The organism is Rurimicrobium arvi (assembly GCF_039540495.1).
Lineage (GTDB): Bacteria > Bacteroidota > Bacteroidia > Chitinophagales > Chitinophagaceae > Rurimicrobium > Rurimicrobium arvi.
In genome coordinates, this window is sequence record NZ_BAABEZ010000022.1 from 878,882 (window position 1) to 890,763 (window position 11,882).

Genomic DNA, 11,882 nt, shown 5'->3' on the forward strand with positions numbered 1-11,882 from the left:
GCTTTTGAACTTAAAAGTACCTATTCAGCCGGAAATCAATCCGCTAATCTTTTATAAAAATATTATCAGCCGTCGTTTCGGTTTTATGTTGAGAATAAGTAACCTTGTAACCTAAACATACTGTTCCGATGGAGCTCATGCAAAACGAATCCGCACCTTATGTTCCCACTGAAAAAATTCAGTTGCTGACACAACAGATCAGCAAAGTGATCCGGGGGAAGCAGGCGCAGGTAGAACGCGTAATCACCTGCCTGCTGGCCGGAGGGCATATTCTTATGGAAGACAATCCCGGCACCGGAAAAACGGTGCTGGCAAGAACACTGGCGCAGGCGATAGCCGGTCATTATCAGGGAGCACACGTAGCCTTTAAAAGGGTTCAGTTTACACCAGATTTGCTGCCGATGGACCTGATCGGCACCCATATCTTCGACGACAGGAACAATGAGTTTATCTTCAAAAAAGGCCCACTGTTCTGTAACATACTGCTTGCCGATGAGATCAACCGTGCCTCACCGAAAGTGCAGAGCGCATTGCTGGAGTGTATGGCTGAACACCAGATCACGGTAGGCGATACGACCTATCCACTGGAACAGTTATTTTTTACGATTGCGACGCAGAACCCTATAGAAATGGAGGGCACCTACCCGCTTCCGGCGGCACAACTCGATCGCTTCTTTATGAAGATCTATTTCGGTTATGTGGATGAGCAAACGGAAATGGACATCTATCGCAACTACCTCAACATCGCGCATAACCTCGAAACGCTGGAGCAGGTACTTTCGCTGGAAGACATCCTGCAACTGCAACAGAGCGCACGCGAAGTATTCATTCACGAAGAAATCATCCGTGCAGTAAGCAACATTGTCCGTGACACCCGCAGTCACAATGACATTCAGCTCGGCGCCTCCACACGCTCGGGCATTGCTTTCATACGCTGCCTGCAGGCTTATGCGTTGGTAAAAGGCCGCAGCTTTGTAATTGAGGATGATGTACAGGAAATCGCATTCGACGTACTGGACCATCGTCTCTTATATCGAAATAAAGAAGGCCGCCAGCAGGCATTAAGATCGGTGATCCGTAAGGAAGCTGAGCGACTCGCGCGCCTCAAAATCCACCAATAAACAGCATTCCCGCAATAACAGATGAGAATAGCTGACCGCTCATATCGCTTACTGTACGCCTGTTTACTGGCAGTCGCGTTCGTGTTCCCTGCAGATGGCATCGCCCAATCCAAAGCTTTGCAGAAAGCAGCACAACGTTATGAGATCGACGCGAAAAGATCGGGAGTTGATCCTACCAGCGAAGACGGGCTTCCCCGCTCGCGCGAATTTCTTCGGATCGACAGTTCTTATTATGTGGGATGGATGTTTGAAGGCATTTATAAAATGGATCATGCTGCGGATTATGTAGGTTATAAAAACGCGATTGCGCCGCTCGAAAAGGCGCTTTACCTGTTGGAGCGTGATTACGGCAAACAGCTGTCCACACGTTCTTCCAATATACAGGTCTTTTATCCGGTGTACAATTACCAGGTGGATTACGGGCGTATCGGGTATTCCCTGCGTGAATGCTATGCCAATACGGAGCAGCCTGAAAAAGTTGTTGCGCTGATGCGCAGGACTTTGAAGTGGAAATTCCAGAGAGAGTTTATACTGGACCCTTATAATTTCCTTGCGTGGATCACACACCGCTATCGCTTTTACACCAATGCCAGATATAGTTTCCTGAAAGGTTCCCTGGAAGAAAACGAAGCGCTCGCAATGCGCTACCTGGACAGCAGCCTGCAAATGCTTGCCCGTAACCGGAAATACAACGACGGACTGTTCATGCCCGGTTATGATGTCGCCGACAAAATGGGAGTGTATCATTACAAGTGTATCCTGTATTCTTATGCACTGCAGATCGATTCGGCAGAAAAATATTTCGGATTGATGCGCCGCAATAATGCGCTCCCGCATAACAACTATGCCAACTTCAAATCTGTATGCGGTGATTTCCGTCAGGCTGCGAAAGAATATTCGATCGCTTCCGGAGTGGAATCCGGCGATAAGCGATTGCAGGAATGGGCCTATTACACCAGCATCCTGGACATCGGGAAAGCGGCTCCCAAAGATGCTGTCGCATTATGCAACGGCATGATCAAAGGCTACGGATCCACGCCCGGCTTCGGATGGTACAACATAGCACTTTCCCGTGCGCTCGCGTACGATGGTCAGCTTACAAACGCAAACAAAGCACTCGAAAAAGCGGCAGGATTCAAAGAACTGCACATCGGCACAACGCTCGGTCAGAGTCATTATGACTTTTCCATACAACTGCAACGCCTGATGCAGAAAGAGCAGGAAATACAGTTGCAGCGTTTTGAACACAAAGACTGGTGGTATAGCCCTTCTGTGCTGGGCGAACTCGGCAAACTGAGCGGGGAGCGCCTGATGCTGCAATACCTGATCATCAATCAGTTCGCAGAAAACCCGGAACGCGACCGCGTTGTATATAAATTGTTCAGCTCGGAGAGCACCGTAGGATGGGATGAAGTATGGTTCCTGATTAAAGATTTCAGCACCGCATTCTTTGTCAAACGGTTCGAGAAGGAACTGAAGGAAAACAAGCGCAAAGCCGTTGATAAATATTTCAGGTTGTTTCTTGCCAAGCTGAAACTGAAACAGGACAAAACGAAGGAAGCGAAGGCTCTGTTGCTTCAGATATTGCAGGATCAGACAACAGACAAAGAGTATGAACAACTGTTGCTCGCAAGGACTTACGAAGCGCTTGCCCAATGTGCGCTGAAAGAAAAGGAACCCAAAGCCGCCGCGCGCTGGACTTACGAACTCATGCGCAGTTATCCGCAGCTGGTCCCGTTCAGCGGATTGAAAGCGCCTTTGCGACTGCGTATTTCCGGTAATGATGCGGCAGCGATTGCCGCATTGAAGAACTGCAATTTTGATTTTGAAGCTGCCGGAAGCAATACCTGCTATGCAGACATACGCTTCTACACACAAAACAATCGCAAACAACTGCAATACCGGCTGATCGACGCTCAGGGACGCGTCATCGTAAAAGAGCAGTCATTTTCCTACAAAGATGCCACGCAGGCAGGAAAAGATGTTGCCCTCAGACTGTGCAATATCGGGGGTACAGAATCTGCAGAAAAAGCAATCAGGAAGGAAGTAAAAAAATAGCCGGGAGTATTACCGTTTGAGGAAGCGCTTTATATCCCGCTCCGCTTCGCGGTTCTTGATCGATTCACGTTTATCGTGCAGCTTCTTACCGCGCCCGAGCCCGATTTCGACCTTTGCGTAACCTTTTTCGTTCGTAAATACGGAAAGTGGAATAATGGTAAGCCCTTTCTCTTTGATCTTATTCTCCCACTTGCGCAATTCCTTTTTCGTGAGCAGTAACTTACGCTCCCGCGTGGTGGCATGGCTCGCGTAACCGGCATTTGCATATTCTCCGATAAACAAGCTTTTAAGCCATAGCTCTCCGTCGTGAAACAGGCAATAGGCGTCATTAAAGCTCACACGTCCGTTTCTCACCGATTTGATCTCCGAACCGGTAAGGACAATACCTGCTTTGAGCCTGTCCTCTATGGCGTACTCAAAAGTGGCAGGCTTATTCTTTATGAAAACACTGGACTGCAAGGAGGGGGTTATTTACTCATAAACCAGTCGATCGTCTGACTGAGCTTATCTTTTAATTGTTTACGTTCTACAATAAAATCAAGGAATCCATGATCGAGGAGAAACTCTGAGCGCTGGAATCCTGCAGGAAGGTCTTTTTTGATCGTTTCCTTGATCACACGGGGTCCGGCAAAACCGATCAGTGCTTTCGGCTCCGCGATATTGATGTCGCCCAGCATGGCAAATGATGCAGTAACACCTCCGGTAGTAGGATCGGTCATCAGTGAAATGTACGGCAGTCCCGCTTTTGCGAGACGCGTGAGTTTCGCTGAGGTCTTGGCCATCTGCATCAGGGAGAATGCAGATTCCATCATACGGGCACCTCCTGATTTGGAAATGATCAGCAAAGCCATTTTATGCTCGATCGCATAATCAATTGCACGGCTGATTTTTTCCCCTACCACGGAACCCATAGAGCCTCCGATAAAATTGAAATTCATACAGGCTACTACAAGGCCCTGACCATTTACGGTACCGGCACCAACGGACAGCGCATCCTCAGGATCTTTGGACAAAGCGTCTTTAAGGCGGGCGGAATAAGGTTTCAGGTCCACGAAGCCCAGCTTGTCTACCGAACTGATGTTACTGAACAGGTATTGGTAGCTGCCTTCGTCGAAAATGATCTTAAAATATTCGGGGGAATTGATCCTGTTGTGCAGGCCGCATTTAGGGCATACATACAAGTTCTCTGCAAGTTCTTTCTGAGTAATAGTAATACGGCATTCAGAACATTTGTGCCACAATCCATCAGGAGTTTCCCTTTTCTCATGCGTATGAGTAAGCACTCCCTTTTTCATTCTTCTAAACCACGTAGAGGACATATGTTATACTGATTAATATTATTAGTAATAAATCCGCTTTTACAAACGGGCCTGCAAATATAGGGCATCCCAGTTTTCTTTAAGCGGGCATTTCCCGGTTGCCGCTCAATAAATAAATAACTGCCATACGAATAGCCACCCCGTTCTCTACCTGGTTCAGAATGATGGATTGTCCACCGTCTGCCACGTCTGAGCTGATTTCGACACCGCGGTTGATCGGACCGGGATGCAGCACCAGGATATCTTTCTGAAGGCTGTCCAGCATTTCCTTATTGATACCGTAAAACAGCGCATATTCCCTTAAAGAGGAGAAAAGCGGCTTATGCTGGCGTTCAAGTTGGATACGCAGCACATTTGCAACATCACATTGCATCAATGCCTTGCGCACATTGTATTCCACCTTCACACCCATAGAAGCGATGTGTTTCGGGATCAGTGTGGGCGGACCGCTCACGATCACTTCAGCACCCAGCTTCTGAAGGCAGTAAATATTGCTCATGGCCACACGCGAATGCATAATATCCCCGATAATTGCTATGCGTTTACCTTTCAGCGAGCCGATACGCTCCCGCATGGAAAATGCGTCGAGCAATCCTTGTGTAGGGTGCTCGTTCACTCCGTCGCCTGCATTGATGATGCTCGCATCGATATGCCGTGCAAGAAACCAGGGAGCCCCGCTCGCGGAATGGCGCATTACCACCATATCCACTTTCATCGATAAGATATTTTTCACCGTATCGATGAGCGTTTCTCCTTTCGCTACAGAAGACGAAGACGCGGCAAAGTTCACCACATCTGCTCCCAGCCTCTTTTCAGCCAGCTCAAAAGAGGTGCGGGTACGCGTTGAGTTTTCGAAAAATATATTGGCGACTGTAGTATCGCGCAAAGCCGGCACCTTTTTAATCGGACGTTGCAATACCTGCTTGAAATTATCAGCGGTGGTAAAAATAGTCTCGATATCCTGTGTCTGGAGTTCTTTTATCCCCAGAAGATGCTTCACTGATAATGACATTGCGTTATTGTAATAATTAAGCGTTTTAAAAAATACCCGTCCTAAAGCAGGACTACCTCATCTTTTCCGTCCTTCTCTTTCCAGAGCACTTTCACTTTCTGCTCAAAAAGCGTGTCTACACTCAACCCGGTGTAATCCGGCTGAATAGGCAATTCCCGGCTGAACCGGCGATCAATAAGCGTCATAAGCTCCACCTCCCTGGGTCGTCCGAAATCCAGCAGTGCGTCCATAGCCGCGCGGGTGGTACGACCTGTATGCAGCACGTCATCCAGCAGTACTACCCTCTTGCCTTCGATCTCAAAATTGATATCGGTGCGATCGGGTGCCTGCAGGCCTTTGTCCTTGTGCAGGTCGTCGCGATAAAACGTAAAATCGAGACGTCCGTAGACAATATCGTTGTTACCGGTAATATCTTTAAGTATGGAGATGATCCTGTCGGAGAAATAAACACCTCTGGGTTGCAACCCGATGATTGCTGTTTCTGAAAAATCCAGGTGATTTTCGACTAACTGATGCGCCAGACGCTGCAAAGTAATATGAAGCTGATGCCTGTCTAAAAGGGTCTTCAATTTTGTCGCTATTTTGGTCCAAAAATAACGCAGGAAACGCAATAATAAAAACCGTTTTATTGCAGCCGGAAGATCGACACGCGATCAGGATACAGCAAAAACAGCTTGTCAGCGGTAAGTCCGAAGTCGAGTACCATTGCCTCCTGCGGCAACTGAAGGCTTTTAGCGGAAAACGACTTCATATCGTAAGCCTCAAGCACATGCCCCTTCAGGTAAAATAACTGTTCCCCCAATACCACCACTTTCCCGGTTGCTTTTATTTCCAGCGTATTCAGGTAAGAACCAAACTGATCAAAAACCAATACCCCCAACACAGAATCTGCCATATACACTTTCCTTTCCCGCTCTACCAGAGAAACGGGGGCCGGACGCTCCTGCAGCTGCGGGCGCAGATCGTACCCCTGAATCACCGGGTTCAGGTCCATATCGAGCTTGTTTAAAGAGGCATTGAACTGATCGTAGACCCATAGAAAACCTTCCGCCGAAGAGGCAACTACGTTACAGTTTACCAGGTTTACTTTGCGGAGGTTCAGCTCATTCTTCGGTGCAAGCATCCTGTCGAGCACCACCAGTTTGGCAAAACTGCGATACAATGCCAGTACGCGCAATGGATTGGTGACATCCAGGTACGTCATCTCTCCGTTTGCGACACTTACGTAGTTGGCCAGACTGTCACCGTTACTATTGAGTTTCACAAGACCATTGTCTGCACGCACAATATACGCGTTGCCCAGTTCGTCCACCTGGAGCATACGCGCCTTTATCGGGTACTCCTTCAGCAGGGTAAGTTGCTGTGCACCGCATACAAACGCGCAGCAGCAACAGCAGAAGAGGAAATATACCCGGCGCATCATATAACTGAAATTTAATCTTTACGAGGTTTTAAACCAAGTTTATACCCGGAGAATGCGAAATATAAAATGAACAGGTAACACGGTATCATCAGGCTGTATGCCAGTTGTTTTGACCCGATGGCCCTGGCAAATTCCCCGTAAAGCGGAGGCAGTACCGCACCTCCGACGATGCCCATGATCAGTAGCGCGGAACCCGTTTTGGTAAAACGTCCGAGATGGTTGATCGCGAGCGGCCAGATGGCCGGCCAGACAACAGAGTTGGAAAAGCCAAGCAAGGCAAATGCCACAACAGCCACATATCCGCCGGTAAACATGGATACCAGCACCAATATGATACTGAGCAAGGTGAGCAGGAATAATGCGTACTGCTGCGAAATAAACCGGGGAATTGCCGCAATGCCGAACACATAGCCGGCCAGCAGACAATAGCCGGTATAGGTTGCGAAGCTTTTGGATTGCTCCAGCGTGAAGCCGAGCGCCTCGCCAAAGCCCGCGAAGGTATCGTAGCTGATCACCTCCACACCTACATAAAAGAAAATAGCAAATGCGCCCAATACCAGGTGCGGGAACTGTAATACACTCGTTTTTCCTGCAGTAAATTCAGAATCTTCGGGGTGCGCTTCTTCCTCCACTATTTCCGGGAGCCGGATCATCCAGATAATACCGGCGAGCAAAGCAAGCGATAATGCGAGAATCTCATACGGTTGTACGACCCTCTGTGCTAGCGCATTTAGTTCCGCTGCACGATCTGTGTCAGATAATAAAGGTAAGCGCGCCTTCAACGCATCCACATCGGACAAGGCAATACTGCCCAATATGTATACCGCAGATATTCCGGCGATCTTATTGCAGATACCCATAATACTGATCCTGCGCGCAGCGCTCTCAATCGGCCCCAGTACTGTTGCATAGGGATTGGAAGCAGTCTGCAGCAAAGCCAACCCGGAACCGATGATAAATAATCCGGTCAGGAACAACGGGAAATTGCGGGTATTGGCGGCAGGCACAAAAAGCAAAGCGCCTCCGGCCATAACGAGCAGTCCGAGAGACATTCCCTTCTTAAAACCGGTAAGCTTCAATACATAAGAAGAGGGAATACCCATAACAAAGTAGGCTGCAAAAAAAGCCGTCGCTACGAGGTAAGATTCTGTATCCGTAAGCTCGCAAGCAATCTTAAGATAGGGAATCAGCTGACTGTTGCTCCATGTGATAAAGCCGAAAACAAAAAAAAGCGCCGCAATCACGACCAGCGCAAACGTATAATTTTTCTTCATAGATAATCTGCGCAGCCAAGGTAATACATTTTCGCCTGACCTCACAAGCCCTACTGCTGATCGAAGAAGGTGCGTCGCCGGGTGAGCTTGAGATCCTGCAGCACCTGGGCTTTCACGTTAAGCGTGAAAAAGAACGAACGGCGGTCGCCGAACGGTATCAGGTTCAGATGCATTTCCCAGCAGTGCATATCGCGGTAGACGTCAATGGAGGTGGTCGATACCTGCTTGTTCACCAGGTTGTATCCGGTACTGAACCCGAGCTTCCAGCGTGGCGTGAAATTGAAGTCGCCGGTAATCATGATGTTCTGGTTCACGATTGAAGTGTCTTTCCGGGAATAAGCGGACGGGGTGCGGGTGAGGGTAAGCGCGTAAGAAAAGTTGAGGTTCCATGGGATATTGAAATCCACGTAATTATTATACCCGTTGTTACGCATCAGCGCTTTGTAATCCGCGCTGTTGGCAAGGCTGTCGTTGCGGGAAACAGACTTGGGTTTCGAACGGAGCGACATATTCAAAGCTACGTTAGCAGCGGTAAGCCGTGCCAACCCGGTTCCTGCGGCTTCCATGGTCCTGGCTGTACGGCGCATCTGTGTATAGTCGTAATTATAAGGATCGTATACTGCAGAAGCCGTTACATTCAGTTTGTTCAGAATATTGGTACGCGCCGAAATGTTGATTGTCTGCCATTGAAAAGAGTCGACGGCGAGGTTATATCCGGTACCGATGTCGAACGCGTCGAGGATCGGAATATTTTTAAACCCGGTTGCCGTATCTTTTTTGTTGCGCACTTTCATCTGCAGGTTATTGTTCAGCGTGAAGCCGACAGATCCGTTACGTCCCAGCGCCGGATAGCCGCCCAGAACAGAGCCTTCGTAAGGAGAGAGATAGGTAATGCGCGAAGAGGTGTCAAGATTTGTTGCGTAACCGTAATTGAAAGGCTTCTTCGCAAAATCCGGGTGATAGTTCAGGTTCACACTCGGCCGGATTGTGTGCCGGATACCTCTGATTGTACCCCGTTTGAACATTTTCATTCCATAAATCTGCGTAGCCAGTGTAATACCGGCATTGAAATCCCGGCTTGCAAAGAATCCCCGTTCGTCTGTGGTATCTATTTTACCATCGGCAGCATTATAGCGGCGGTACCTGCGCTCCGTATTCCAGTATTCGTTGTAAGACACATTAAAGGTGGAGGTAAGAAAACGTAGTACAGAATAGCTGGCGCTCACCGGAATGGAGTGTTTAATACCGTTCTGAAAATCGGAGAACTGCAGTTTATTCAGCTTAAACGCCGTGTCGTAGAATATCAGTTGGTTAACCGCCACAGCAGTGTAGGTACCGGTGATCTTTTCATACCAGCGCGTGTTTCCCACCGGTCGCTTGCGTTGGAAAGGCGCAATATTACTGATGAAAAAAGAAGCGTTCGGAGCGTTGAAGGTTGTCTGACGGGAGATATTGTTCTGCTCGTATGTAGCGCTTAATGTAAGTGAGTATGGCTTATTGGGCCAGCTTTTGGCGTAAGTAAGGTTGGAACGGTAGCTGCTCTGCAGGATCTGGGAAGGAGTATAGCTGTTCAGGGAATTGTATTTCTGCGACTGTACGTCCACCTTACCGTTGAAAGATACACCGGGACGGGATTTCACATCCTTATTGTGTACCCAGTAAATCTTGTAGTCGTTCTGAATAAAGCTACCGGGCTCGTAAGACTCGCCGGTTTTATTCTGGGTAAAATTCAGTTGCAGCTGTCCATTATACTGGTAGCGCGAAATGTAGTTGCTCTGTATTCCTATCGCGTAGCTTCCCTTCGTGTAAATAGTGGTCAGCAACTTCAGGTCGGCATAATCATTCAGTGAAAAATAATATCCTCCATTCATCAGACCGAGTCCCCGCGCGGCTTCCGTAGTGTAGGTCGGCAGGATAAACCCGCTTCTGTGTTTTTCGTTATTGATCGGGAAATAGCCGAATGGCAGGAACAAAGGAGTGGGAACACCTTCTATTTCGATATTGGCGGAGCCGGACGCAATTGCCGTTTCCGGGATCACTTTGATCTTCCGTGTACGGATCCCGAAATGCGGTTCGGGTAAGGAACAGGTGGTATAAACATTTTGCCAGCCGTACAGCGACTGATCGGCATTGCGCTTCACCTGCTGACTATGCACATATCCTTCACCGTACTGACTGCGCGCATTCTGCACAATGGCACGCGACGACTTAAAATTGTATTGCAGACTGTCGTAGGTAAATTTTTCCGCGCCCTGCTCAAACAGCGGCATATCCGGCTTTGTTCTCGCCGTATCATGAATGTATTTGGCCCTGGCTATATTCGACGACTGATTGAAGTCGATCTGATCTGCGGAAAGCTTACGGCCATCATATTGAACATTTGCCTTACCATATAATATAAAGTTGTTCGTGCGGGCATCCATCATGGATGAATCTGCGGCGTGGCTTGTCACCACTTCAGACAGAGCGTCCGGGGAAACTTTCAGCCCCAGTTGTTCCAGCGATGCGTTTCCTTTCAGGGAATCCTTCGCCGCCAGTTTCACGGAATCACTTTCAGAGGAATCCGCTTTCAGAGTTGCGGCTTCGGTACCGCTCGCAACAGTATCGGCGGCTATGCGCAATATCTTTTTCTGCGCGCGTGCAGGGAAAACGGCAAGCATCAGCAATAACAAAAGCATGCAAAAATGCTGCATTTGAATAGCTGGCTTTTTTAGAATAATTTTACCGCACACAGACATAAAATGGCTGCAAAAGTAGTTATTAAATAACGACGAATTACAAACGATCAATATTATACGATAATGACGCTGAAAAAGTATTTATTACTCGCTGTTTCTGCTGCAACATTTCTGCTGTTGCCGTCGGGAAAGGTGTCGGCTCAGACCCAGAAGCTGAATCTGGTATGCCTGGATGCGGGTCATGGCGGCCACGATGCCGGAGCCCGCGGACGGGCCGGGATGATGAATGAAAAAGATATTACGCTGGCAATTAGCCTGAAAGTAGGCAAACTCATCAACGACAGCCTTAAGTCAGTGAAATCTATCTTCACCCGCACCACCGACGTATTCATCCCGCTACCCGACCGCCATAAAATAGCCAACCAGGCGGGGGCAGACCTGTTCGTTGCGATACACGTGAACTCAAGTCCCGGCTCCTACGAAAAGATCCGCACCGGATCCAGAACAGTCGGGAAAGGCCGTAAAAAAAGAACTATACCGGTTTACAAAACCATACACCACAGAGAAACCGGCGCAAACGGGACAGAAACGTATGTACTGGGGCTCCACCGCTTCGGGCAGAAAGAAAATGCAATTTCGGAATACAGCGAAACCGTTACGGAAGAACCGGGATTGCTGAATGAGAATGATCCGGAAACAGCGATCATCATTGCACAGTATTCGCAGGCTTTCCTGAAGCAGAGTGTGACTTTCGCACAGAAAGTACAAAACAACTTTGCCCTGAAAGGACGTAAGGACCTGGGGGTAAAGCAGGCAGGCTGGGAAGTGATTGCCGGATGCGTAATGCCGGGCGTACTTATAGAAACCGGTTTCATCAATAATCCGGATGAAGAGCAATACCTGAATACCGAGTATGGTCAGAATGAAATCGCCTGGGCAATATTCGATGCAATCCGCTCCTACAAAAGAGAACTGGAACGCGCGAACTGACGATTTT

Annotated in this window: 10 protein-coding genes; 3 read left to right on the forward strand and 7 right to left on the reverse strand. The window is 48.5% G+C overall.

Translation table 11 applies throughout. From position 1 onward, the window contains the following. The first annotated feature begins 128 nt into the window (after nucleotides 1-128). Together ABD846_RS10630 and ABD846_RS10635 are read left to right on the forward strand one after the other, a co-directional pair. Nucleotides 129-1,121, forward strand: a complete 993-nt coding sequence (locus ABD846_RS10630) for an AAA family ATPase (protein WP_344826468.1) — start codon at nucleotides 129-131, stop codon at nucleotides 1,119-1,121. Between the two features lie 21 nt (nucleotides 1,122-1,142). After that, nucleotides 1,143-3,179, forward strand: a complete 2,037-nt coding sequence (locus ABD846_RS10635; protein WP_344826471.1) for a hypothetical protein — start codon at nucleotides 1,143-1,145, stop codon at nucleotides 3,177-3,179. Between the two features lie 9 nt (nucleotides 3,180-3,188). On the opposite strand, the gene smpB is transcribed toward ABD846_RS10635, so the two are convergent. The 7 genes from smpB to ABD846_RS10670 form a co-directional block, all read right to left on the reverse strand. Then, nucleotides 3,189-3,638, reverse strand: a complete 450-nt coding sequence (smpB, locus tag ABD846_RS10640; RefSeq protein WP_344826474.1) for an SsrA-binding protein SmpB — start codon at nucleotides 3,636-3,638, stop codon at nucleotides 3,189-3,191. A gap of 8 nt (nucleotides 3,639-3,646) precedes the next feature. Continuing rightward, complete coding sequence (gene accD, locus ABD846_RS10645; RefSeq protein WP_344826477.1) at nucleotides 3,647-4,474, reverse strand: acetyl-CoA carboxylase, carboxyltransferase subunit beta; 828 nt, start codon at nucleotides 4,472-4,474, stop codon at nucleotides 3,647-3,649. A 103-nt stretch (nucleotides 4,475-4,577) separates the two neighbouring features. Next, entirely contained in the window at nucleotides 4,578-5,510 is a 933-nt protein-coding gene (locus ABD846_RS10650; RefSeq protein WP_344826480.1) for an aspartate carbamoyltransferase catalytic subunit, read from the reverse strand. Between the two features lie 41 nt (nucleotides 5,511-5,551). Beyond that, nucleotides 5,552-6,079 carry a bifunctional pyr operon transcriptional regulator/uracil phosphoribosyltransferase PyrR gene (gene pyrR / locus ABD846_RS10655; RefSeq protein WP_344826483.1) on the reverse strand — a complete coding sequence of 176 codons (528 nt, stop codon included), beginning with the start codon at nucleotides 6,077-6,079 and terminating at the stop codon, nucleotides 5,552-5,554. Nucleotides 6,080-6,135: 56 nt separating this feature from the next. Next, a complete protein-coding gene (locus tag ABD846_RS10660; protein WP_344826486.1) occupies nucleotides 6,136-6,933 on the reverse strand; it encodes a hypothetical protein in 798 nt (265 codons plus the stop codon). A gap of 11 nt (nucleotides 6,934-6,944) precedes the next feature. After that, nucleotides 6,945-8,207 carry a sugar MFS transporter gene (locus ABD846_RS10665; protein ID WP_344826489.1) on the reverse strand — a complete coding sequence of 421 codons (1,263 nt, stop codon included), beginning with the start codon at nucleotides 8,205-8,207 and terminating at the stop codon, nucleotides 6,945-6,947. A 50-nt stretch (nucleotides 8,208-8,257) separates the two neighbouring features. Continuing rightward, the gene (locus ABD846_RS10670) at nucleotides 8,258-10,900 is read right to left on the reverse strand and encodes a putative LPS assembly protein LptD (RefSeq protein ID WP_344826492.1); all 2,643 of its coding nucleotides are present in this window, start codon (nucleotides 10,898-10,900) and stop codon (nucleotides 8,258-8,260) included. Nucleotides 10,901-11,008: 108 nt separating this feature from the next. Between ABD846_RS10670 and ABD846_RS10675 the strand changes: the two genes are divergently transcribed. After that, nucleotides 11,009-11,875 (forward strand): N-acetylmuramoyl-L-alanine amidase family protein, encoded by an 867-nt coding sequence (locus ABD846_RS10675; protein ID WP_344826495.1) that lies wholly within the window; start codon nucleotides 11,009-11,011, stop codon nucleotides 11,873-11,875. Nucleotides 11,876-11,882: the final 7 nt, after the last annotated feature.

Excerpts from the sequence above, each read along its gene's own strand:
- ABD846_RS10650 (WP_344826480.1), bottom strand. The coding sequence starts at position 5,510 with ATGTCATTATCAGTGAAGCATCTTCTGGGGATAAAAGAACTCCAGACA.
- ABD846_RS10665 (WP_344826489.1), bottom strand. The coding sequence starts at position 8,207 with ATGAAGAAAAATTATACGTTTGCGCTGGTCGTGATTGCGGCGCTTTTT.
- ABD846_RS10675 (WP_344826495.1), top strand. The coding sequence starts at position 11,009 with ATGACGCTGAAAAAGTATTTATTACTCGCTGTTTCTGCTGCAACATTT.
- ABD846_RS10660 (WP_344826486.1), bottom strand. The coding sequence starts at position 6,933 with ATGATGCGCCGGGTATATTTCCTCTTCTGCTGTTGCTGCTGCGCGTTT.
- ABD846_RS10670 (WP_344826492.1), bottom strand. The coding sequence starts at position 10,900 with ATGCAGCATTTTTGCATGCTTTTGTTATTGCTGATGCTTGCCGTTTTC.
- ABD846_RS10630 (WP_344826468.1), top strand. The coding sequence starts at position 129 with ATGGAGCTCATGCAAAACGAATCCGCACCTTATGTTCCCACTGAAAAA.
- accD (WP_344826477.1), bottom strand. The coding sequence starts at position 4,474 with ATGAAAAAGGGAGTGCTTACTCATACGCATGAGAAAAGGGAAACTCCT.
- ABD846_RS10635 (WP_344826471.1), top strand. The coding sequence starts at position 1,143 with ATGAGAATAGCTGACCGCTCATATCGCTTACTGTACGCCTGTTTACTG.